The organism is Ottowia sp. VDI28, assembly GCF_049532675.1.
GTDB lineage: Bacteria > Pseudomonadota > Gammaproteobacteria > Burkholderiales > Burkholderiaceae_C > Ottowia.
This window is the reverse complement of record NZ_CP149820.1, coordinates 69,331-91,178: the sequence shown is the minus strand read 5'-3', so window position 1 is coordinate 91,178 and position 21,848 is coordinate 69,331. Positions and strand designations below refer to the sequence as shown.

At 63.8% G+C, this 21,848-nt stretch carries 19 protein-coding genes; 10 read left to right on the top strand and 9 right to left on the bottom strand.

What is annotated here, in order from left to right; all coding sequences use genetic code 11:
• Nucleotides 1-712: 712 nt before the first annotated feature.
• On the bottom strand, nt 713-1,483 hold the full coding sequence (locus WJU18_RS00440; RefSeq protein ID WP_423458216.1) for a GntR family transcriptional regulator: 771 nt from the start codon (nt 1,481-1,483) through the stop codon (nt 713-715).
• A 164-nt stretch (nt 1,484-1,647) separates the two neighbouring features.
• Here WJU18_RS00440 and WJU18_RS00435 point away from each other — a divergent pair, with 164 nt between their 5' ends.
• Nucleotides 1,648-3,471: an acyclic terpene utilization AtuA family protein gene (locus WJU18_RS00435; protein ID WP_423458215.1), complete on the top strand. Its 1,824-nt coding sequence runs from the start codon at nt 1,648-1,650 to the stop codon at nt 3,469-3,471.
• 16 nt (nt 3,472-3,487) lie between these two features.
• Here WJU18_RS00435 and WJU18_RS00430 read toward each other — a convergent pair whose 3' ends face one another.
• The 8 genes from WJU18_RS00430 to WJU18_RS00395 form a co-directional block, all read right to left on the bottom strand.
• Nucleotides 3,488-5,863, bottom strand: a complete 2,376-nt coding sequence (locus WJU18_RS00430; protein WP_423458214.1) for a membrane-bound PQQ-dependent dehydrogenase, glucose/quinate/shikimate family — start codon at nt 5,861-5,863, stop codon at nt 3,488-3,490.
• A gap of 193 nt (nt 5,864-6,056) precedes the next feature.
• The gene (locus tag WJU18_RS00425; protein WP_423458213.1) at nt 6,057-7,025 is read right to left on the bottom strand and encodes a Bug family tripartite tricarboxylate transporter substrate binding protein; all 969 of its coding nucleotides are present in this window, start codon (nt 7,023-7,025) and stop codon (nt 6,057-6,059) included.
• A gap of 149 nt (nt 7,026-7,174) precedes the next feature.
• Complete coding sequence (locus tag WJU18_RS00420; RefSeq protein WP_423458212.1) at nt 7,175-7,963, bottom strand: aspartate/glutamate racemase family protein; 789 nt, start codon at nt 7,961-7,963, stop codon at nt 7,175-7,177.
• 35 nt (nt 7,964-7,998) lie between these two features.
• Nucleotides 7,999-8,553, bottom strand: a complete 555-nt coding sequence (locus tag WJU18_RS00415; RefSeq protein ID WP_423458211.1) for a nuclear transport factor 2 family protein — start codon at nt 8,551-8,553, stop codon at nt 7,999-8,001.
• A 7-nt stretch (nt 8,554-8,560) separates the two neighbouring features.
• On the bottom strand, nt 8,561-9,496 hold the full coding sequence (locus WJU18_RS00410) for a polysaccharide deacetylase family protein (RefSeq protein ID WP_423458210.1): 936 nt from the start codon (nt 9,494-9,496) through the stop codon (nt 8,561-8,563).
• The gene (locus WJU18_RS00405) at nt 9,493-10,407 is read right to left on the bottom strand and encodes a polysaccharide deacetylase family protein (protein ID WP_423458209.1); all 915 of its coding nucleotides are present in this window, start codon (nt 10,405-10,407) and stop codon (nt 9,493-9,495) included. The genes WJU18_RS00410 and WJU18_RS00405 overlap by 4 nt, the downstream gene beginning before the upstream one ends.
• Nucleotides 10,407-11,084 carry an isochorismatase family protein gene (locus WJU18_RS00400; RefSeq protein ID WP_423458208.1) on the bottom strand — a complete coding sequence of 226 codons (678 nt, stop codon included), beginning with the start codon at nt 11,082-11,084 and terminating at the stop codon, nt 10,407-10,409. The genes WJU18_RS00405 and WJU18_RS00400 overlap by 1 nt, the downstream gene beginning before the upstream one ends.
• A 202-nt stretch (nt 11,085-11,286) precedes the next feature.
• Entirely contained in the window at nt 11,287-12,660 is a 1,374-nt protein-coding gene (locus WJU18_RS00395) for an MmgE/PrpD family protein (RefSeq protein ID WP_423458207.1), read from the bottom strand.
• 156 nt (nt 12,661-12,816) lie between these two features.
• Here WJU18_RS00395 and WJU18_RS00390 point away from each other — a divergent pair, with 156 nt between their 5' ends.
• The 9 genes from WJU18_RS00390 (at nt 12,817) to WJU18_RS00350 (ending at nt 21,844) form a co-directional block, all read left to right on the top strand.
• Complete coding sequence (locus WJU18_RS00390) at nt 12,817-14,034, top strand: ABC transporter substrate-binding protein (RefSeq protein WP_423458206.1); 1,218 nt, start codon at nt 12,817-12,819, stop codon at nt 14,032-14,034.
• A gap of 84 nt (nt 14,035-14,118) precedes the next feature.
• Nucleotides 14,119-14,991, top strand: a complete 873-nt coding sequence (locus tag WJU18_RS00385; protein WP_423460903.1) for a branched-chain amino acid ABC transporter permease — start codon at nt 14,119-14,121, stop codon at nt 14,989-14,991.
• A complete protein-coding gene (locus WJU18_RS00380) occupies nt 14,988-15,974 on the top strand; it encodes a branched-chain amino acid ABC transporter permease (RefSeq protein WP_423458205.1) in 987 nt (328 codons plus the stop codon). Before WJU18_RS00385 ends, WJU18_RS00380 begins: the two co-directional genes overlap by 4 nt.
• On the top strand, nt 15,974-16,717 hold the full coding sequence (locus tag WJU18_RS00375) for an ABC transporter ATP-binding protein (protein ID WP_423458204.1): 744 nt from the start codon (nt 15,974-15,976) through the stop codon (nt 16,715-16,717). The genes WJU18_RS00380 and WJU18_RS00375 overlap by 1 nt, the downstream gene beginning before the upstream one ends.
• Entirely contained in the window at nt 16,710-17,411 is a 702-nt protein-coding gene (locus WJU18_RS00370) for an ABC transporter ATP-binding protein (protein ID WP_423458203.1), read from the top strand. Before WJU18_RS00375 ends, WJU18_RS00370 begins: the two co-directional genes overlap by 8 nt.
• 70 nt (nt 17,412-17,481) lie before the next feature.
• Nucleotides 17,482-18,273: a GntR family transcriptional regulator gene (locus tag WJU18_RS00365; protein ID WP_423458202.1), complete on the top strand. Its 792-nt coding sequence runs from the start codon at nt 17,482-17,484 to the stop codon at nt 18,271-18,273.
• 211 nt (nt 18,274-18,484) lie between these two features.
• On the top strand, nt 18,485-19,750 hold the full coding sequence (locus tag WJU18_RS00360; protein ID WP_423458201.1) for a 3-isopropylmalate dehydratase large subunit: 1,266 nt from the start codon (nt 18,485-18,487) through the stop codon (nt 19,748-19,750).
• Between the two features lie 159 nt (nt 19,751-19,909).
• The gene (locus WJU18_RS00355; RefSeq protein WP_423458200.1) at nt 19,910-20,428 is read left to right on the top strand and encodes a 3-isopropylmalate dehydratase; all 519 of its coding nucleotides are present in this window, start codon (nt 19,910-19,912) and stop codon (nt 20,426-20,428) included.
• A 21-nt stretch (nt 20,429-20,449) separates the two neighbouring features.
• Nucleotides 20,450-21,844: an FAD-dependent oxidoreductase gene (locus tag WJU18_RS00350; RefSeq protein ID WP_423458199.1), complete on the top strand. Its 1,395-nt coding sequence runs from the start codon at nt 20,450-20,452 to the stop codon at nt 21,842-21,844.
• Nucleotides 21,845-21,848 lie beyond the last annotated feature (4 nt).

Genomic DNA, 21,848 nt, shown 5'->3' with positions numbered 1-21,848 from the left:
ACTCGCTGCGTTCACTTCGTTCACTACGCTCAAACAGCTGCAGCAAGTCAGAGCACGAAGCAAGGGCATCTTGCAGTGCCCTTGCCCACCCCTCGCTCTGCGCTCCTCGGCACGACCAGAGGGGGCCCGCGGCTCGGGCCATTGCTGCGCTCGGCCTGCGAATCAATAGATCTCGCACTGCTCGGTGGTCTTGCTCCCTCTCCCGCCCGCGGGGAGGGTTAGAGTGGGGGCTTTCACTGGAGTATCTGCACAACAAAAGCCCATTCTGATCAACCGCCGTGAAAGCCCCCATCCCTGCCTTCCCCCAGTGGGGGAAGGGGCAAGACAGCGAAGCCCGTTGATTCGCGGGCCGAGCGCAGCAATGGCCCGAGCAGGGCTCCCCGCCCCTCTGGCCGTGCCGAGGAGCGCAGCGTATGGGGCGGGCAGAAGCACTGCAAGATGCTTCTGCTTCGTGCTCTAGCTTGCCGGCGTTGTTTGAGCGGCGTGAACGAAGTGAACATAGCGAGTTCGACGGCACCGCCCCATGCGTGAGCACCACAGGTTGCCCGCAGCGCAGCGAAGGGACACGTCCAGTGGGGCGCCCTTTCTTTGGCCTACGTTTCTTTGGGCGAGCAAAGAAAGGTAGGTGCACCGCCGGGGGCAATCCCGGCCTCCGACCGTAGGTCAGCAACCGAAGGTTATTAAACAACGCAGCAAATAAATCAACCGCCAATCACCGAAAGAAATCCAACAGATCCCTCTCCAACCCAAACCGATCCCCTCGATAAACACTCACAGCCAGATAGACCACCCGGCCGGAGTCATCGCACACCACCCGTTCCGCCCGGGCCGCCGGCGCCGCCATGGGGTAATCCAGCGCCGAAGCCGCCTCGAAATCGGTAGGCACCACTGTCACACGCTCGCGCGCCTCGGACAGCGGCTGCGCGTACTTGCGCACCAGCTGGGCCAGCTTCTGCTTGCCCTCAGCCCCCTTGGGAAAGCGCTTGTAGAGATCTTCCGCCACGTGCACCGACGCCAGCCCATAGACCTGCTCGCCGTCCCGGTCCAGCTTGCGGATGTGGATGTAGGGCCCTTGGTCGCGCCCCACCATCCACCGGCCTCGAGGCAGCGAAGCCACCCGTTCGCGCGACAACAGCACCACATTGAAATCGGGCCGCCGCTGCTCGATCGAGGTCGTGTAGGAAACGACCGGCCCATCCATGCCCGCGCCGCCGGCATCCTGCGGCGCATAGGTCACGAAGGTCCGGCGCCCCCGCTGGCTGGAGATCAGCCCTTCGCTCGCGAGGATCTGCAGCGCCTGGCGCACCGTCACCCGGCCCAGGCCATAGAGCTCGGACAGCTCCTGAAGACTGGGTATCGCCTCCTCGTTCGCCCACTCGCCGCTGTAGATGCGGCTGCGCAGCAGGCTGGCCAGCTGGGCATACAGCGTCGTGGCGCCCACAGTGAACTGGGGCGGCTGCGGTGGAGCGGATCGAGATGACATGGCGTGGATCCCGGGCGATCGGGCAGCGGAATGGAAAGTTCGAGGCATTCTAGTGTGCTCGGTCGACGTTTCGAAAGACGCTTTACCGCATTATCTAATCTTGTTATCCTATAAATAGGAAAACTTTTCGTCTTTTTATTTTTTCATTGATGAGCCGTGAACAAATGACAGCCTCTCGGAAAACCTTGCGTATCGGCGGCGCTTGCGCCTTCTGGGGAGACAGCGATGCCGGCGTGGCACAACTGGTCCATGGCGGCGACGTCGATGTGCTGGTGTTCGACTACCTGGCCGAGCTGACCATGTCGCTGCTGCAGAAAGCCCGCAGCCGGGACCCCAAGGCGGGCTATGCCGCCGATTTCGTCACTGCGGTAAGCCCGCACCTGCCCGCGATCGCGGAACGCGGCATCAAGCTGCTCGCCAACGCGGGGGGAATGAATCCCCGCGCCTGCGCCGAAGCCCTGCGCCGCGCGGCCAACGCGCAAGGCCTGACGCTGCGCATCGCGGTGGTCGAAGGAGACGACCTGATGGGCGCGCGTGAAGACATCGCCGCCCGCCAGGTCACCGAGATGTTCAACGGCACCCCGCTGCCCTCCTCCCTGACCAGCATGAATGCCTACCTCGGCGCCCTGCCCGTCGCCTCAGCGCTGCAGAAAGGAGCCGACGTGGTGATCACCGGGCGCTGCGTGGACAGCGCGCTCTCATTGGCCGCCCTCATCCATCATTTCGGCTGGAGCGCCAGCGACTACGACCAGTTGGCCGCCGGCAGCCTGGTCGGGCATATCCTGGAATGCACCACCCAGACCACGGGTGGCCTCTATACCGACTGGTGGCGCGTGCCCGGTTGGGACCACATGGGCTTTCCGATCGCCGACTGCAACGCAGACGGCAGCTTCCACCTGGAAAAGCCTCCCGGCACCGGCGGCCTCATCCTGCCCACCGTGGCCGCCGAGCAGATGCTCTACGAGGTCGGAGATCCCGCCAACTACCTGCTGCCCGACGTCACCTGCGACTTCAGCACCGTGCGCATGGAACAGGCTGGAGAAAACCGCATCTTCATTCACGGTGCGCGCGGCCGTCCGCCAACGGACCGGTACAAGGTCAGTGCCACCTGGGCGGATGGCTTCCGCTTGTCTTCCACGCTCACGATCGCGGGCGACGACGCTGTCGCCAAGGCCGAGCGGACCGGCGAAGCCTTGCTGGCCCGCTGCCGGCGGATGATGGGCGAAGCCGGTTTCGGAGATTTCAGCGAGACCCTCGTGGAAGTCCTGGGCAGCGAGAAGCCCTCCTACGGCCGGCAGGCCCGCGGCACGGCTGCGCGCGAGGTGGTGATGCGATTCGCCGTACGGCATGCCGACGCTGCCGCATTGAACATCGTGGCCAAGGAAGTCGCGCCTTTCGGCGTCTCCGCGGCTCAAGGCACCACCGGCTTCAGCGGACGCCCCAAGCCAGGGCCGGTGTTCCGGCTTTTCTCCTTCCTGTGGCCCAAGGACCACGTCGCGGTGACCGTGTCCATGGACGGCGAGACCTGGCCGGTTTCCATCCCTTCCGGCGTGCCCGTGGACCAGGCTCTGGGCGAAGGCACGCATTACGCCGCGCAGAAAGCCAAGCACTCCGCCGCGGCCTCATCGGACGATGATGTAACGGTACCGCTTTCGGCGCTCGCGGTGGCGCGCAGCGGCGACAAGGGCAATATCTCCAATATCGCCATCATCGCCCGCCAACCGCATTTCACTGGCCTCATCGGCGAGCAGGTCACACCCGAGGCCGTGCGGCAGTACTTCCAGCACCTGGTGCAGGGCGAGGTTCGCCGCTACGACGTCCCCGGAGTGCATGCCTACAACTTCATGCTGGAACAGGCGCTGGCCGGTGGCGGCGCGGGCTCGCTGCGCAACGATCCTCTGGGCAAGACCTTCGGCCAGGTGCTGCTGGCCCTGCCCGTGCGCGTTCCCGCCGCGTGGCAGGGCGAACTCGATACCGGCCCGCGCTGAAGATCTCAGGCCGGGTTCAGGGCAGGGCGAAAGCCAGCACGTAATCGCCGATCTGCTTCGAGTAGGCGGCCCCGCCAGCCGAGATCACGACATATTGCTTGCCCGTCTTGGGTGAGACATAGGTCATGGGCGTGGCGCTGGAGCCTACCGGCAGCGGCGCCTTCCAGACTTCCTTGCCGGTTTCGGCATCGTAGGCGCGCAGGTAGAAATCCTGTGTGCCGGCAAAGAACACCAGGCCGCCCTGGGTCGCCAGGGTGCCGGCGTAACTGGGCATCCCGATCGGCATGGGCAGCCCCATCTTGACCCCAAGCGGGCCCAACTGCTCAGCAGTGCCGGCGGGAACCTGCCATGCAATCTTGCGCGTTTTCAGATCGATGGCGGTGAGCGTGCCGAACGGCGGCTGCACGCAAGGCACACCGATCTTGGAGAACCAGATGTTGGTGTACATGCCGTAGGGGGTTCCCAACTGGGCCGAAGGGCCATGCCCGTCGCTTACGGTGGGATATTTTTTGGCAAATTCAGGGTACTCGTCACGGGGTACCAGCTGGAACACGCTAGGAACGCGGATGTCGTTCAGGAACACACGCTGGTTGGCCGTATCCACCGATACGCTGCCCCAATTCAAGCCCCCGACATTGCCGGGATGCTCGATGGCACGCACCAGCCCCGGCGGGGTGAAATCGCCGTCGTAGCGCATCTGCCGGAACTCGATGCGGCACATCAACTGGTCGAACATGGTGGCACCCCACATGCGGTGCTCCGTCAGCCGTTCAACGCCGATGGTGGGCATCCCCACGGAGTAAGGCTGCGTGGGCGAAAGCTTCTGCTCGGGCACCGCGCCATTCTGCGTGACTGGCTGCTCGGCCACATCGGCCAGCGGCTTGCCAGTGGCGCGGTTGAGCAGGAAGAGCTGGCCGCGCTTGGTCGTCTGCAAAACGGCAGGCGTGGAGCCTCCCTGGCCGTCCGGCAGATCGATCAAAGCGGGCTGCGAAGGTAGATCGTAGTCCCAGATATCGTGGTGCACAGTCTGGAACTTCCAGCGCGGCCGGCCAGTAGCCACGTCGAGTGCAACCAGCGAGGAGGCATATTCCTCCGAATGCTCCGGGCGGCCCGGCCCGTAGTAGTCGGGTGTGGCATTGCCCAGCGGCGCGTAGATCAGGCCAAGCTTGTCGTCGTAGGCCGCTGTGGTCCACATATTGGGCGTGCCGCGGGTGTAGCTTTCACCCTCCGGCGGCAACCGCGTGATGGCCGGATTGCCGAGATCCCAGGCCCAAACCAGTTCACCAGTGCGAGCGCTGAAAGCCCGGATCACCCCCGAGGGTTCGCCGCGCATCTGGTTGTCCACCACCCAGCCGCCGATCACGATCAGATCACGCGCCACCAGCGGAGCTGAGGTCTGAAAGTAGAAACCGGGCTTGACCGGCCCCATGTTCTCCGACAGAGCCACGATGCCTTGGTTGCCAAAGTCCTCGCAAAGCTTTCCGGTGCGGGCATCCAGCTCGATCAGACGTGCATCAATAGTGGTTTGCACGATGCGGTCCCGGCAAACTCCGCCCTCTGGAGCCGCTGCCGCCTGCGCGGATGCCGTGGAAACACTGCTTGCAGCACCGGCTGGTGCCGCCGCCGGAGCGTCGGCGCGGTAGTAGCCCAGGCCTCGGCAACGCTGCCAGAAGGGAGACTTGGCCTCTGGGTCGAAAGTCCAGCGCGGTTGCCCCGTATCAGCATCGAGGGCGATGATCTTGTCATTGCGGGTACAGCTATAGACCGTGTCACCGATTTGCAGCGGCGTATTCTGATCCACCCCCGGCTTCACGTCGCCGGTGCGATAGCTCCAGGCCAGCTTGAGCTGCGAAACGTTGTCGCGGTTGATCTGGTTGAAGGGCGCATCGCGCAGGCCTGCGTTCGTGCGGCCATAGGCGCTCCAGTTCACAGGTTCGTTGTTGCCGCTGGGCAGTTTGTAGGCCTGCTCCGTTCCGACCTTGATCTCGCCATGAGGCATGAAAGCCATCCCGAAGCCGATGGCGAACAGCAATGCGAACACCGTGCCGCCCCAGCGCCAACGCCGCGGGCGGGCCAGGCTCGGCCCTACGGGCACCAGCCACAGCGCCAGGGCCGCCACGGCCAGCGGCGCCATCAGGCGCGGGAACAGCGCCCAGAAATCGGCCCCGCTTTCCCATAGTGCCCAGGGCACGGTCAGCACCGCCACCGCAGCGGTGACCAAGGCCCCGCTGCGGCGCCGGCGCCAGAGCAGCCATGCGGCCAATAGCCACGCCAGCCCCGCGATGAGATAGTAGGGTGAGCCGCCCAAGCTCAGCAGCCAGCCGCCACCGATGGCAAGGCCCAGGCCCATGACGGCCAGCAAAAGAAGGAATAAGCGAGAGATGATGCGCATGTTGTACTTCAGCCGGGATCCGGCATTAGGTTGGCGCACCGGCTGCAACAGACAGGGCGTGCATGGCCGCCTCGGACTCAGCCGGAGGGCTGAGCAAGAATACCCGCAACCCCCAGGCACCTATCGGGCCGGCTCATAGACCCTAACGAGCGCAGGGTTGCGACGCTGGGCCGTCTGGTGCAGGCTAAGCGGTTTATTCGGGCTTGATGCCAAAGGCCTTGACCTGCGAGGCCCAGTGTTTCATGTCGAGCGCCAGGAAGGAAGCGAACATGTCGGGCGTGCCAGGCTCAGGCATGGCGCCATCCCCCTCTAGGCGCTTTTTGACCTTCGGCTGCTCCATGGCCTTGTTGATCGCGGTATTCAAGGCCAGCGTGACCTCTTTCGGCATCCCCGCAGGGCCAAGCACGCCGAACCAGCCATAGTTGGTGGTGTAGCGGGGTACCGCCTCGGTGATCGGCGGCGCGTCCGGGAAGGCCGCCATGCGCTTCGGCCCTGCAACGGCCAGCGCCCTCAACTTCCCAGCCTGGACCAGCGGACGAGCCCCGTTGACGGGCGCGAACATCAGATCCACATGCCCCGCCACCACATCGGCCAGGGCAGGGCTGGTGCCCTTGAACGGAATCTGCGTGATGCCTACGCCGCTGGACACCTCGAACTCGTAGGTGTCCATGTGCAGTGACGAGCCGACCCCGCCGATGGCGAAGGAAATCGGCTTGCCCTCGGCCTTGCTTATGGAGAGCACATCACGCACCTCGCGGTAGGGCGATTCCGTGCGCGTCACCAGGACGCTGGAGACCTTGGTCAACAGCGCCACGGGCGTGAAATCTTTGATCGGGTCGTAAGGCAGCTTTTTGAACAGCGATGCGTTCATTGTGTGGCTGGTGAAGGAGACCAGCAGCGTATGACCATCCGCCGCTGCCCGCGCCACCTCCATGGCCGCGATGTTGCCGCCAGCACCCGGCTTGTTCTCGACGATGACCGGCTGGCCCAGCGTCTTGGTCATGTCCTCGGCGATTTCGCGCGCCAGGGTATCGGTGGTGCCGCCCGCGCTGGCGCCCACGATCAAGCGAATCGGCTTGGTAGGAAACGCATGCGACGCGGTGACGGCGGCGAAAGCCAGTGCCATGCCCAGCAGAGTGCGACGAGTGGGAAAACGGTTCATAGGGTGTCTCCGAATCAAAAGCAAGGAGTTATTAGAGAAACGCAGCAAGTAAACAACCACCACTGGCCCTCACCCCAACCCTCTCCCGCGAGAGAGAGGGGGTAATACCGCTGAGAACCCATCAAACTGGCCTCAACGCGGGTTGGCAGTCAAGCAACCGGCGCCTGGCCGCCCGCGTCGAGCATGCGGGTCAGCATGTCCAGCCGCGGATGCATGGGCCGCGGGTAGCCCTGGTGGCTATGGGCAAGGCCCAGGGCAAGCATCGACTCGGCCACCTTGTAGCTCAGCGGGCCGGGGTTAATGATCGGCACGGGCAGGCGTTCGCGCAGCCACGCGTGCGACTGATGCATCGTGGTCGAACCCAGGATCAGCACTTCAGCGCCATCTTCCTCGATGGCGCGGCGCGCGGCCGCCTCAAGCAGGGGAAAGACATCCTCTTCCTTGCCCGAGAGCAGGTTCTGGTTGTCAGGCGGTACTTCGATGGCGCGCACCGAGGCGCACTTGTGGTGCATGCCCAGTTCGTCGAGCGCCTTCTTGTAAAGCGGCTTCCACCGGCTGGCCATGGTCAGGATGGAAAAGCGGTCGCCCAGCATCAACGCGCTGAGCATTGATACCTTGCCAGGCCCAAAGACCGGAATGTCCAGCACCGATCGCAAGGCCGCCACGCCGGAATCACTCATGGTGTCGATGCACACGGCATCAAAGCCTTCCTCCTGCGCACGGCAACCGGCTTCGAAGTTGGCCACATCGGCCAGCGCGAAATCATGATGGCTGGAATAGTTCAGCGGCCCGGCCTTGACGGCCCGGTATTCGAAACGGATCCCTTCACCGAACTGAAGTCCCTCCAGTTGCGCCTGGCGCAGCAGCAGGTTGTCGGCCGACATGGCGAAGGGCACCACCACGAGCACGCGGCGCACGGGATTGGAGGAAGCAGTCATCAACGATTTTCCGGAATCTAGATCGTGAACACGTTCTAAGGCCTGTGGAGCTCAAGATCGTTCCAGACGTCCTGGCGCTGCAGCAGGCCATCTGCGATCTCGAAGCGGTCGACGAAACGGATGCCCTCGAAGGTGCTGCCGTCCAGCCATTCGCCGTGCAGGGTGCCGGTGCAGAACACCACCGTGCGCTCATCGCCCCAGCTTTCTTCGAAACGCTCAAAGGTCTTGCCCACGAACTTATAGCGGGGGCGGGAAAACTCCACCAGTTCTTCCAGCCGATGCAGGGGACCCGAGCCCGGAAAGTGCATCACGAAAGACGGCGCGAGATATCGCTGCGCGGCTTCAAGATCGCGCGCTTGCATCGCTTCCAGGAATGAACGGGCGAGGGCGCTGGCATCCGCGAGCGCACTGCCGCCCCCGGTGAACACGCGTCCGTCCCGCAGATAGGTGCTGGCATGTTTCACGTAGACCGTGGTGCCGGCAGCTGGCGCCGCGATGACCGAACGCGTGGCCAGTGCGAGGCGCTGCACCAGGCGCTGCTCGACTTCGGCCGGATAAACCGGAAGCAATGTGGCGGCAACAACAGGCATGGCAGGCTCAGGCTGTGGGTTGCGCCGATTTCCAGGCGTCGAGGATCTCGCCGCCCGTGGCCGCCCAGACGCCCTGGTGGCGCATGATGTGGGTCAGGGCCTCTTCCAGTGCACGGATGCGGTAGGGCTGGCCGATCACCCAGGGATGCAGCGAGATGGCCATCACGCGGCCGTCGCCAGGCCTTGCCTCGCGGTAGAGAAGATCGAACTGGTCGATCAGCTGATCGCGGAAATCATCTTCGGTGTGATGGTTCTGCACCAGGATGGTCGCATCGTCGATGTCGATCGGATGAGGCATGGCGTACAGCGTGCCGCCGCGCGTGTTCATCGGATAAGGCATGTCGTCGTTGACCCAATCGCACGCATATTCAATGCCGGCCTCGCGGAGCAGATCGGGTGTGTTCCATGACTCCGACTTGGCGGGCGAGAGCCAGCCGCGGATCTTCTGGCCGCTCGCCTTTTGCAGGATTTCGATGGACTGCTGGATCAGGGCGCGCTCGTCTGCCTCGGCCAGGCCGCCGTGGTGCAGATGATCCATGTCCAGCCCGTTGGCAATGACTTCCCAGCCCCGCTTCACGCAAGCCTGCACGAGGGCAGGGTAGCGCACCGCCACGGCGGCATTCATGGCCACGCTGGCGGGAATGCCGTGCCGCTCCAGCGCTTGCATGATGCGGAAGATGCCGACACGGTTGCCGTAGTCGCGCAAGGTGTAGTGCCGGAAGTCAGGGTAGGCCGTCTGCATGGCGCCCGGCGGCTTGAAGGGCTGCCCCTTCATGTCCAGCGGGAACCACTCCAGGGCCGGCACCACCCACAGCGCCACACGCGCCTGCTGGGGCCAGGCCACAGGCGGCCGCTGGGGCAACATGGACCATTCATAGCGCTCATGATCCATGCCATAGCGGCGCAACGGATAGTCTAGATAATCCTCAGGCAAACTGCTCATGGTGCCTCCCCAACAGGATGCGCAGCCTTGGCGAACGCGTCGTAATAGTGCTCGTTGAAATACTGGGCGATCTCGCGGCCCGTGGCAAGCCAGACCTTGTCATGGCTCGTGATGTATTGCAGCGCCTCCTCGAACGCGGCAAGCCGGTAAGGCTGTCCGATGAGGTAGGGGTGCAGCGGAATGCACATCACCGTGCCCGAGTGCTCGCCTTCCTGGTAGAGGCGGTCGAACTGGCGCTTGATGATGTCGCCGTAGCGGCGCGGCGATACCTGGTTGACGTTGTAGACGATCGTGTCGTTCATCTCCAGCGAATAGGGGATGCTGGCGAGGCGCCCTGTCTTTGTCTTGACGGGGCCGGGCTGGTCGTCGTGGAAGAGATCGCACACGTAGGTCAGGCCCATCTCCGCGACCAGGTCCATGGTGCGGTCGGTATAGGTGAGAGCGGGTGCCAGCCAGCCGTCGAGCTTCTGGCCGGTGTGCTTCTTGATCGTATCGATCGAATCCTGGATGACCGCGCGCTCCTGCTCCTCGGTCATGCCCATGAGGTAGCGGGTGTTGTAGGTGCCATGGGAGTAGAACTCCCAGCCGTTCTCGGCACAGGCCTCGATCACCTCGGGATGGTGTTCGCACATGGCGACGTTGAGCGAGACGCTGCCGCGCATGTTGCACCGCTTCATGGTCTCCAGCATGCGCCAGAAGCCCACGCGGTTGCCGTAGTCGCGGTAGGAATAATTCAGCACGTCAGGGGCCGGGCGGGCCCAGGGCGCACGGGCGGGGTTGCGCGGCGGATTCAGCTCGTAGAACTCGACATTGGGCGCCACCCAGAAGGCCACACGGGCCCCATTGGGCCAGCGGATCTGCGGCCGCTGGTCATAGGGCAGGTAGTCGTAGAAGCCGGGATCGCGTTTCATCACTCGCCCTTCGCCGGCATCTTGCCGATCTGCTCCAGCACTTCTGCCACGGGCAGGACATCGGCGTACTTGACGGCCATGTCGTAGAGGTTCGCGAAATGTGGGCTCTCGTGCTTGTCGGCCACGCATTCCTCCGCCACGATGGTGCGGAAGCTGCGCTGCAGGCTGTCGACGACCGTGGCGCGCACGCAGCCCGAGGTGGAACCTCCCGTCACGATGACCGTGTCCACGCCATGGAAGCTGAAGATCGAACCGAGGTTGGTTTCGAAGAACGCCGACGCCATGCGCTTGTTGACGATGATGTCGCGCTCTCGGTCGATCACCAGCCGGTCATCGAACTCCGAGCGGCGGCTGCCCACTTTGATGTTCTGCAGCGAATCCGGTGTATTGCTGCGCGTGCCCCAGATGCCGCAGTCCTCGCCGGACTCCATGTACGCGACGTAGGTCCACACCACCGGGAACCCCTTGGCACGAAATGCCGCGGCCAGCTGGTTGGTGTATTCCATCTGGCGCGGATCGGTTTCATAGGCCGTGGCGAACTCGCCCACGCAGGTGTAGGCTTTCTGCGGATCGACATTGATCAGCGCGGGCATCCGGCCGAAGCCGAAGCGCTTGCGCGTGGGGTTGGCCTTGAACTCTTCGAACAGTTGGCGAGCGGTCTTGTCGGAAGTTTGCATGCGGAGATCTTTCAGTTTCAAGACTTATGCGTTGGAACTTCGTCGTTCCCGCGCGGGCGGGAATCCAGGTTGACTGTTCCGGCGCTGACCCTGGATTCCCGCCTGCGCGGGAATGACGGGGATAACGATGGGACGGCTGACAGGCGTAAATAATGCGCCTGTCAATTTGTTCTGTCAATGGGACATTTAATGTCCGACCCATTCACTCGGCGAGAGCGTGGGCCGCAGGCCTGCGCAGCAAGGCCAGCCAGTCCTGAAGGCTGGCGCGGCCGTCCTGGCGGCCTTCACCGAGCGTGAGCGTCGCGTTCAGCAGGGCATCGGCATGTGCGCGCGGCCAGACGCGGCCGCACAATTCGTGGAACTTGCCTGTGAGCTCCTCAGGGGTGTAGGGTGAGGTGTCATCCCCCCGGTTCACGCCGACTTCCGCCTGAACCTCGCGGCCCTGGTGGTCGGTAATGCGCACCAGGGCAGGGCGCTTGTGCGGCAGTTGGCTCGTCATGGCGGGATCCTCGGCCACGCTCACCTTGGCGGCGAGCGCCAATACATCCGCACGCTTGACAGCATCCCAGGTGAAGCTCCCCAACCCGCTGCCGCCATGGATGATGCGGGTCGCCACCGCGAAGGGCACCGAAAACTTGGCCGCCAGCGTGTTGCGGGGTGCCGGATCGTTCAACTCCGCCGCGAGGTTGTAGGTGGTGACCTGTATGGCAGCAATCTCTTGCGCCGCGGGCAAAGCCCCTTGCGCGGCGAGCATGTCGAGCGCATCCAGCGTACCGTGATTGAAGCGGCAGCATGAGTGCAGCTTGAAGTAATTCTGCATCACGTGCCATTCCTGGCCCAGTTCCCGGACGACTGCCTGCCGGTCGAAACGCTCGGAAACAATCTCCCCAAGCAGTGAGCCGGGGCCATCGGCCTCGCCACCGAAGCCGCTCTGCACCAGTTGGGACGCCAGCATCCCGTTGCTGTTGGACAGTCCGGCGTACACGTTACGCACCAAACCGCCCTGCAGCATGGTTTTCTTCGAAGTGGCGATGCTCATCGATGCAGCGGTGTTGATGGCCTCGCGCATCATGCGGGCATCCATGCCCAGCACGCGCGCGCAACCGGCGGCGGCGCCCAGCGTGCCCCAGGTACCGTGGGGATGCATCACGCTGCGCAGTTGAGCAGCGGCCCCCAGCCGGGAGCCGACTTCGTAGCCCGCCATCAACCCTGCCAGCAACTGATCCGCCTCCACGTCACGGGCCTCGCAAAGGGCCAGCACGGCAGGCAGCACATGGATGGCCGGGTGTCCGCGCGAAAAGCGGTTGCCTTCATCCATCTCCAGAAAGGTGCCGCCGGTGCCGTTGATCAGGGCAGCTTCCATCGGACTGGCGCCCAACCCCAGGCCGATGAGCGTGGCGTTGCCGGGGTGAGCCACCCGTTCCGCCATGGCCCGAACCTCTGGCTCCGCCGAGCCGGCCACGATGGCGGCCAGCGTATCCGCCAGCACCCATCCAAGCTGTTGGCGGACGCTGGAAGGTAGGTCTTTGTATTGCAGATCGGCGGCAAAAGCGCCCAGTTCATCAAGGTAGTCCATGCTTTTTCTCAGTGATTTGATCGGATTTAAGGGCTCTCACGCTTGACATTGCGCGGCTCTCGTTTCATAGTTCGGCCAAATTGTTCTATCTTAGGAACAATTTAATGCACGCCCATTCTTGGCGTTTATTCACACTTTTCTATGAGGGTTTACTCCATGCTTGATTCCGCCACCATCTCGCGGCGACGCCTGCTTCAAGCAGGTGCGGCCAGTACCGTCATGGGAGCCCCAGGCTTGCTGCTCGCGCAGCCGGCTGGAGTCAAGATCGGGTTGCTGCACCCCGTGAGCGGCTCGCTCGCATTGGCGGGCGCGCAGGGGCGCATGGGCTGCCAGATGGCCATCGACGAGATCAACGCTGCAGGCGGCATCAAATCGATGGGGGGCGCCAAGCTCGAAGCCGCGCTGGCCGATTCCCAGTCCCGCCCGGAAGTGGGCGTGGCCGAGGTAGAGCGCCTGCATCAACTGGGCGTCGGCTCTTACGTGGGTTGCTTCTCCAGCGCCATCGCCTTGCCGGCTACGCAGGCTGCCGCCAAGTACAACACCCCTTTCCTGATCGACGTGGGCGCATCGGACGCTATCGTCTCGCGCGGGTTGAAGAACGTGTTCCGTCTGGCACCCGGCAACGGCAAGGTCGTGGAAGACGCCTTCGCGGCCCTGGGCACGCTGAACAAGAACGCCGGCGGCATCGCCAAGACCGCAGTGGTCGTGCACGAGGATTCGGAGTTCGGCACCACGACAGCCAAGCTCCTGGCCACTAAGCTGTCTGGCGTCAATATCCAGGTCAAGGACGTGATCAAGCACGCCACCCCGACGCGCGATTTCTCCAACCTGGTGCTGCGCATCAAGTCGCTCAAGCCTGATCTGGTGATCATCAGCAACTACCAGAACGAGTATGTGCTTCTGGCCCGCACGCTGCATCAGCAGAAGGTCAATCTCGCGGGCGTCTTCTCCGTGATGGGTGGCGGGTTCAACTTCAAGTTCGTCAAGGATCTTCCGGACGTGGCCCAGTACACGATGGACTTCAACCACTGGTACAACCCGAAGAATCCCAAGGCCATCGCCGCGCGCAAGGCCGTGGAGGCCAAGGGCCATCAGTTCAGCTTCGAGGTGTACTGCGGCTACAACGCTATCCGCCTTTATGCCGATGCGCTGGAGCGCGCCGCTACCGCCGACAAGGAAAAAGTGATCGCCGCGCTGGCAGCCAGCACCTGGTCCGACCACTACATGCCCTACGGACCCACCAAGTTCGTCAATGGGCAGAACGAAGGGGGCCGCGCCGTGTTGCTGCAAGCCAGCAAGACCGATATCGATGTGATCTGGCCCAACGAATTCGCCAGCGCGAAGGCTGTTTTTCCGCGCCCAAAGCTGGGCTGAGGCCTGCCGTCAACGCATAACTACGTTCTAAGTCCCACGGCCCTCAGGCGAAGGCTGTGAGGGCATTGTTCACTCTGGGGAATCATCTTGGACGCCACCACATTGCTTGCCGCGACAGTCAATGGACTGCTGATCGGCGGCATCTACACGCTTGTCGCATCAGGGTTGACGCTGATCTACGGTGTGCTGCACATCATCAACTTCGCACACGGCAGCATGCTCATGATCGCCATGTTCGGCGTTTACTACCTCCTGACCCTGTGGGGCATCGATCCCTATGCGGCGCTGCTCATCATGGTGCCCGCCATGTTCGCGATCGGCTATCTGCTGTACCGGGGCCTGATCGGAAAATTCTCCAGCGGAAAAGATGAGAACGTCCTGCTGATCACGCTCGGGCTTTCGATCCTGATCGAGAACCTCGCACTGATGTTCTTCAAGGGCGATACGCGCACCATCACCGTCTCCTACAGCGACGCCATGGTGGAAATGGGTCCGTTGCTTCTCTCGCTGCCCAAGATCATTTCCTTCGGCGCCTCGATGATTCTGTGCCTGGGGCTTGGCCTTTTGATCCGCTACACGGACATCGGCAAGGCCATCCGCGCCGTAGCCAAGGAGCGCGTCGGTGCCCGCCTGGTGGGCATCGACGTGGACCGCGTGTTCGCGATCTCCTACGGCATCGGGCTGGCAACGCTGGGCGCCGCGGCTTGCCTGCTGATGCCGATCTTCTATGTGTCTCCGACCACAGGCCACGTGTTCGTGATGGTGGCGTTCACCGTCGTGGTGCTGGGCGGTATGGGCAGTTTCCTCGGAGCCGTGATCGGCGGCCTGATCGTGGGACTGACCGAGTCATTCGGCGGTTTGTTCCTGGGCGAAAGCCTGGGCCAGATCGGCATTTCCCTGATCTTCATTCTGATTCTTCTGTTCAGGCCGTCCGGCCTGTTTGGGGCCAAGCGATGAGTGCGCTTTCCAAAGGCCAATCCTGGCTCCTTCATGGCGGACTGCTGCTGATCGCGCTGATCTTCCCGCTGGTGTTTTCTTCCAACTTCGCCATCAACTTCGGCGTGATGGCCTTGTTCTACGCCTTCATCGGGCAGTCGTGGAACATCGCCGGCGGATTCGCGGGACAGTTGTCCTTCGGGCACGTCGTGTTCTTCGGCGCAGGGGCCTACGCCTCCACGATTCTGCAAATGCGCTTCGGCTTCAATCCCTGGCTGGGCCTGCCAGCCAGCGCGCTCGCGGGAGCCGTGGTGGGCTTCGTGATCGCGTTTCTCTCGTTTCGCGCGGGATTGAAGGGGTCGTATTTCGCACTGATCACGCTGGCCTTTGCAGAGGTGTTGCGCATCATCGCCAACTCGGTAGAGATCACGGGCGGAGGTCTTGGCATGCTGATACCCGCCAAGCCTTCAGTGGCGAACTTCCAGTTCCCCGAGCGCATCGGGTTTTACTACCTGATCCTTGCCTTGACAGTCGGCTCAATCGCTATCGCTCTGTGGCTGAAACGCTCACGCTTCGGGGCACAACTGGCGGCGATCCGCGAGAACGAAGATGCCGCCCGCGCACTGGGTGTCAATGTGTTCCGGGAAAAAGTGAAGGTGTTGATGCTGTCCGGTGCCATCGGCGGCATGGGCGGCTGCTTCTTCGCCCAATATTTCCTTTATATCGATCCGCTGGTGGTGTTCGGCATCGACAAGTCGGTCGAGATGCTGCTGGTCAGCATGATCGGCGGCTCCGGCACCGTCTACGGGCCACTGATCGGCGCCGTGCTGCTGGCCGCCGTGGGTGATTTCACCCGCGTGCTGACAGACGTTCAAGGTCTTTCGCTGGTGCTGTATGGCGCATTGCTGCTGGTGATCATTGCGTTCTTGCCCAACGGGCTGGTCGATCTGTTCAAGCACTTCGGCAAGCGTGGATCCAAGCTCGCATCCAAGGAGAATGAGTGATGCTGAAGGTCACAGGACTCAGCAAAGTCTTTGGAGGCCTCAAGGCCGTGGACAACGCGTCGCTCGCCGTGCGCGAGGGCAGCATCGTCGCCTTGATCGGACCGAACGGCGCAGGCAAGACCACCTTGTTTTCCTGCATCGCCGGCTTCCAGAAGATCAATGCGGGCAAGGTGGAATTCCGGGGTGAAGACATCACGGGCCAGCCTGTTCACGCCATCGCGCGGCGCGGCATGGTCCGCACCTTCCAGGTCACGCAGCCCTTCGCGCGCCTGACGGTTCACGAGAACATCGCCGTCGGCGCCTACCAGCAGTTTCCGCGGCGGGAGGAAGCCTGGGAGCATGCCCGGCGCATCGGCAAGCAGCTCGGCATGGAAGCGCTGCTGGACCAGAGCGCGGCCGGATTGACCGTGGCCGGACGCAAGCGCCTGGAACTGGCGCGCACGCTCGCCACGGGCCCCAAGCTGCTGCTGCTCGACGAGGTGATGGCGGGGCTGAACCCGTCCGAGATTATCGAGATCGTGGAGATGGTGCGCGCCATCCGCGCCAGCGGCGTCACGGTGCTGCTCATCGAACACGTCATGCAGGCCGTGATGAGCCTGTCCGAATACATCTATGTGCTGTCCTACGGCCAGATCATCGCGGAAGGACAGCCGCGAGAGGTCGTGAGCGACAAGGCCGTGATCGAAGCCTACCTGGGACGCGGCGCCGCTGAACAGATTGCGCAGGAGAATGCCCATGCTTGAAGTACGAAGCCTGCGCGCGGGCTATGGCCGCGTGGAAATCCTGCGCGGCATCGATCTGGACGTGTCCGCGGGCGAGATCGTTGCGGTGCTGGGCAGCAACGGCGTGGGAAAATCAACGCTGAACAACAACCTCTCGGCGCTTTACCGTCCTTTCGGCGGCACCATCCGGTTCAAGGGTGAAGACCTTATCGGCCTCTCCTCCACCGAGGTCGTCAAGCGCGGCCTCATCCATGTCCCGGAAGGGCGCAAGATATTCCCCGACCTGAGCGTGCTGGAGAACCTGGAACTGGGTAGCCTGGTACGGGGCAAACCGAACCGGCGGCGCAATCTCGAGCGGGTCATGGCGATCTTTCCCCGCCTCCAGGAACGCTTGAAGCAATTGGCAGGCACCATGTCAGGGGGCGAGCAACAGATGTTGGCCATCGGCCGCGGATTGATGTCGGAGCCCGAACTGCTGATCATGGATGAACCCTCGCTGGGGCTGTCGCCCCTGCTCGTGGAAGAAATGTTCGCGCTGATCCAGCGCATCAACCGCGAAGGGCTCTCCATTCTGCTGATGGAGCAGAACGCGGTGCAGACACTGGCGATCGCGCACCGGGCGTACATCATCGAGAATGGACATGTGACCATGCAAGGCAAGGCAGCGGATCTGCTGCATGACCCGGCATTGCGCAAGAACTATCTGGGGTTGTGAGTGACTCGCAAAACCGTTTCCCCCTATACGGGCAGCCGCCGGCAAGGGCTGGGCGAGCGGGGCGTCTGATATGGCGGGCTCGCTGCCGTTGACCAAATACCACCGGATCTACCTGGTGCTCAAGCAGCAGCTGGAGGAAGGGCTTCATGCGCAAGGCTTGCCCCCAGAGCTGGAGCTGGCGCGGCAGTTCGGCGTAGGGCGCGTCACCGTGCGCTACGCGCTCAAGCAGCTTGCCGACGAGGGACTGATCATCCGGACCGCGGGCCGGGGCACGCGTCCGACTTCACGGGCCGAACAGGTAGAAAAGGGCAGGGCCGTGAGTTCCTCGGACCATCCCTCCATGCGGCTGGGCGGGCTGCTCGGCAACATCGTCCAGATGAGCCGGAGCACCTCCATCAAGGTGCTCGAATGGCGCCTCATCCCTGCCTCCGACACCTTGGCCCAGGCGCTGCAGATTCCGGTGGGCACCCAGGTGCGCAAGCTGGTGCGTACGCGAAGCACCAGTGATGGCCCCGTGTCGTTCATCACCAGCTATTTTCCGGCAGACCTGGTCCGCGGCTTCAGCCGCGCGGACGTCGCACGCAACCCGATTCTGGAGCTGCTGGAAACCTCCGGCGTCGAATTGGGAAGAGCCCGCCAGACAGTCTCCGCGAAGCAGGCCGATGCGACGGTAGCCGCGGAGCTGGATGTCACCATCGGCGCGGCGCTGCTTTCCGTTCGGCGCCTGGTGTTCGATGCCCACAACCGGCCCGTCCAGTTTCTGCACGGCTTATACCGGCCGGACCGCTACGAATACCAGATGGAGCTCTCCCAGGTCGGCGCCATCGAGGCGCATGTCGTTCCCACCGAGATCGCGCCATAACCGGATTTTTGTCTCTTTGGACACCCCCATGCATCAGGTTTTTCCACTGACATGAAATTGCCCCCACGCTCACTTCACTCGCTGCCCCCCAGGGGGACGCGTCAGTGCCTTCGGGCGGCCGGGCGCCACTATGAAATTGCCCCCACGCTCACTTCACTCGCTGCCCCCCAGGGGGCGCGTCAGTGCCTTCGGGCGGCCGGGCGCCACTGACATGACCCATCCCACTACATTAGCCCAGAAACTGATCGCACGGGCCAGCGGGCGTGCCCATGTGAAGCCGGGCGAGATCGTGAACTGCAAGGTCGATCTCGCGATGTTCCACGACTCCTCGGGCCCGCGAAGGCTGCAGCCCATGCTGGAAGAGCTGGGCGCCCAGCTCTGGGACAAGTCGCGCATCGTGCTGGTCATGGACCACTACGTGCCCGAGCGCGACGACGATTCGCGCCGCATCGTGCGCATCGCACGCGACTGGGCCACGGAGCAGCAGTTGCCCAACGTCTACGACAGCGAAGGCATCTGCCACGTCGTGCTGCCGCAAAAAGGGCACATCCGGCCCGGCATGTTCTGTGTGGGCGGTGATTCGCACTCACCTACGGGCGGCGCCTTCGGCGCCTATATGTTCGGCATAGGCAGCACCGAGATGCTGGGCGTCGTCGTCGAGGGCGAGATCTGGTTGCGCGTGCCGCAGACCATCCGCATGCAATGGGACGGCCGCCTCCCGGAGGGCCTGACGGCCAAGGACATGGCGCTGCACATGATCGGCCGCTTCGGCATGAACGGCGGCGAATACCAGGCAGTGGAGTTCTGCGGCGAAGCCGTCCGGCAGCTTTCCATGCCGGAGCGCATGACCTTGTCGAACATGAGCGCCGAGCTGGGCGCCCAGGCCGGGCTGATCGCGCCGGACGAGACCACGCGGGCCTGGCTGGAAAGTGTCGGTGTCAAGGATGTGGAAACCGACGGCTGGCACACCGACGAGGGTGCCGAGGCCATCACGCACTGCTTCGATGCCGCCTCCTTGGCGCCCCAGGTCGCCGCGCCGCACAGCCCTGCCAATACCCGCCCGGTCGATCAGTTCCGGAATGTGCCCATCCAGGCCGCGTACATAGGCGCCTGCACCGGCGCCAAGCTGGACGACCTGCGCGCGGCTGCCCAGGTGCTGAGAGGCCAACGCGCGGCACCCGGCATGCGCCTGCTGGTGGCCCCTGCCAGCCTGCGCGACCAGCAGCAGGCTGAGGATGAGGGCGTAATGGGGGTGTTGCGTGATGCGGGAGCAGAGGTTCTAGCCACGTCATGCGGCGCCTGCTCAGGCTACGGCGGCACCATCCCGGACGGCGCCAACGTGATCTCCACCACGGCACGCAATTTCAAGGGACGCATGGGTTCCGCCACCGCGCAGGTCTACCTCGCATCGCCCTACACCGTTGCCGCCTCGGCACTGCGCGGACACATCGCCGATCCAAGGGAAATCTTGGGATGACCCCCCTGAGTCGCTTACGCGCCGTCCCCCCAAGGGGGACGCGCCCAGCGGCCTGGCCAAGCCAGCTCCGCGGGCGTCCTGGCATGGCCTGCTTCGCGGCCTTTGGAATCTTTATGTTTCATGCGCTACGGTTCACGCACGGCGCCATGGGTAATTGATATGACCATCATCACCACCAAGCCGGGCCGGGTCTGGGCTCTCGGCGCCGACATCGACACGGACCAATTGGCCCCGGGTGCCTACATGAAACTGGGCCTCGACGGTATCGCGCCGCATTGCCTGGAAGCCACGCGGCCCGAGTTCGCTGCAGCCGTCCAGCCAGGGGATGTGATCGCCGCGGGGCCGAACTTCGGCATCGGTTCATCACGGGAACAGGCTGCCGGTGCGCTAGTGCACCTGGGCGTGAAAGCCGTGATCGCCCCCTCCTTTGGCGGGCTGTATTTCCGCAACGCCTTCAATCTGGGCCTTTTGCTGCTGACGTGTGCCGACGCGGGGCTCTTGAAAGAAGGTGAATCCGTCACCTTGGATCTGGAAGGCCCGAATCCTGCTGTGAAGCGCGCCGATGGCAGCACCCTGGCTTGCGACCCCATTCCTGGTTTTCTGCTGGAAATGGTGGCCGCTGGCGGTCTGCTCAATCAGTTGCGCCAGCAGTACGACAAAGCATCCACGCCTCGATAAAGCCTATTCATGCAGTCTTCCATGACCGATCATCCCGCCCGCATCGTGCGTGCCGCCCAGATGCCCGAAGAGACGCCGCGATTCCCCGCCGTGATCGTGGGCGCGGGCGCATGCGGCCTGACCGCGGCCATCCGGCTGCGCGAAGCAGGTATCGAGTGTCTGCTGCTCGAGCGCGATTCCGTACCCAGCGGATCCACGGCGCTTTCCTCGGGCTTCATCCCTGCCGCGGAAACCCGGCTTCAACGATCGCTGGGCATCGAAGATTCGCACACCCAGTTCGCGGAAGACGTCATGGCCAAGGCCCATGGTCAGGCGGCCCCCCACCTGGTCAAGACCTACACGGAAGGTGTCACGCAAGCGATCGACGCACTGGAAAAGCACGGCATCGTCTTCGAGATCCTCGATGGCTTTCTCTATCCTGGGCACCGGGCGCGGCGCATGCACGCCTTGGCCGAGCGCACGGGCGCGGCCCTGATGGCAGCCCTGGAACGCACCGCCACCGCGGCCGGTGCGGACACCCTGACGGACTCCGTGGTGCGTGAGCTCTGGCTGAACGAATCGGACCGCGTCATTGGCGTGGGCTATGCCGCGCTCGATGGCGCCATGGCGTACGTCGCCTGCGACGTGCTGCTGCTCGCATGCAATGGCTTTGGCGGCAACCCCAGCCTGGTAGGCGAGCTCCTGCCGGAAATGAAGAACGCCACATTCGGCGGCCATGTCGGCAACGACGGGAGCGCCATCGCCTGGGGCCGCGCGCTACAAGCGCGCCTAGCCGATCTGGGAGGCTATCAGGGGCACGGCTCCTGGGTCACGCCCCAGGGCGCGCTCATGACCTGGGCCGTGATGATGGAAGGCGGCGTCCAGATCAACGCCGAGGGCCGCAGATTCCATGACGAGACGCACGGCTACTCCGAGGCGGCCGTGCATGTGCTTGAGCAGCCGGGCGGCGTTGCATGGAACGTGTTCGACGACCCCTTGCTGAGCCTGGCCCGCACCTTCCCCGACTATGTCGATGCGGAAAAGGCCGGAGCGCTGCGCACGGCACCCGACGTCGCCTCGTTGGCCAAGCTGATCGGCTGCGAAGCAGACGTGCTGCAGGCCACACTGGATGCGGCAGCCCCTGAAGGCAGCGATGCCTGGGGCCGCCACTTCAAGCGCCCCCTGAAAGCGCCCTACCACGCCGTCAAGGTGACAGGCGCGCTCTTTCATACCCAAGGCGGCCTGGACATCGACAGCCAATGCCAGGTGCTGCGCCAAGACGGCCGGCCGTTTTCCAATCTGCTGGCTGCGGGCGGAGCCGCACGCGGCGTCTCGGGTAACGAGGTATCGGGCTACATGTCGGGCAATGGCCTACTCAGCGCCGTCGGTGGCGGCTGGGTGGCCGGTGCCACGGCGGCCGGAATCCTCAAGAACTGACCAC

What these genes read in the sequence shown, in the direction of transcription:
- WJU18_RS00440 (WP_423458216.1), bottom strand. Translation starts at nt 1,483, where the DNA reads ATGTCATCTCGATCCGCTCCACCGCAGCCGCCCCAGTTCACTGTGGGC.
- WJU18_RS00435 (WP_423458215.1), top strand. Translation starts at nt 1,648, where the DNA reads ATGACAGCCTCTCGGAAAACCTTGCGTATCGGCGGCGCTTGCGCCTTC.
- WJU18_RS00430 (WP_423458214.1), bottom strand. Translation starts at nt 5,863, where the DNA reads ATGCGCATCATCTCTCGCTTATTCCTTCTTTTGCTGGCCGTCATGGGC.
- WJU18_RS00425 (WP_423458213.1), bottom strand. Translation starts at nt 7,025, where the DNA reads ATGAACCGTTTTCCCACTCGTCGCACTCTGCTGGGCATGGCACTGGCT.
- WJU18_RS00420 (WP_423458212.1), bottom strand. Translation starts at nt 7,963, where the DNA reads ATGACTGCTTCCTCCAATCCCGTGCGCCGCGTGCTCGTGGTGGTGCCC.
- WJU18_RS00415 (WP_423458211.1), bottom strand. Translation starts at nt 8,553, where the DNA reads ATGCCTGTTGTTGCCGCCACATTGCTTCCGGTTTATCCGGCCGAAGTC.
- WJU18_RS00410 (WP_423458210.1), bottom strand. Translation starts at nt 9,496, where the DNA reads ATGAGCAGTTTGCCTGAGGATTATCTAGACTATCCGTTGCGCCGCTAT.
- WJU18_RS00405 (WP_423458209.1), bottom strand. Translation starts at nt 10,407, where the DNA reads ATGAAACGCGATCCCGGCTTCTACGACTACCTGCCCTATGACCAGCGG.
- WJU18_RS00400 (WP_423458208.1), bottom strand. Translation starts at nt 11,084, where the DNA reads ATGCAAACTTCCGACAAGACCGCTCGCCAACTGTTCGAAGAGTTCAAG.
- WJU18_RS00395 (WP_423458207.1), bottom strand. Translation starts at nt 12,660, where the DNA reads ATGGACTACCTTGATGAACTGGGCGCTTTTGCCGCCGATCTGCAATAC.
- WJU18_RS00390 (WP_423458206.1), top strand. Translation starts at nt 12,817, where the DNA reads ATGCTTGATTCCGCCACCATCTCGCGGCGACGCCTGCTTCAAGCAGGT.
- WJU18_RS00380 (WP_423458205.1), top strand. Translation starts at nt 14,988, where the DNA reads ATGAGTGCGCTTTCCAAAGGCCAATCCTGGCTCCTTCATGGCGGACTG.
- WJU18_RS00375 (WP_423458204.1), top strand. Translation starts at nt 15,974, where the DNA reads ATGCTGAAGGTCACAGGACTCAGCAAAGTCTTTGGAGGCCTCAAGGCC.
- WJU18_RS00370 (WP_423458203.1), top strand. Translation starts at nt 16,710, where the DNA reads ATGCTTGAAGTACGAAGCCTGCGCGCGGGCTATGGCCGCGTGGAAATC.
- WJU18_RS00365 (WP_423458202.1), top strand. Translation starts at nt 17,482, where the DNA reads ATGGCGGGCTCGCTGCCGTTGACCAAATACCACCGGATCTACCTGGTG.
- WJU18_RS00360 (WP_423458201.1), top strand. Translation starts at nt 18,485, where the DNA reads ATGACCCATCCCACTACATTAGCCCAGAAACTGATCGCACGGGCCAGC.
- WJU18_RS00355 (WP_423458200.1), top strand. Translation starts at nt 19,910, where the DNA reads ATGACCATCATCACCACCAAGCCGGGCCGGGTCTGGGCTCTCGGCGCC.
- WJU18_RS00350 (WP_423458199.1), top strand. Translation starts at nt 20,450, where the DNA reads ATGACCGATCATCCCGCCCGCATCGTGCGTGCCGCCCAGATGCCCGAA.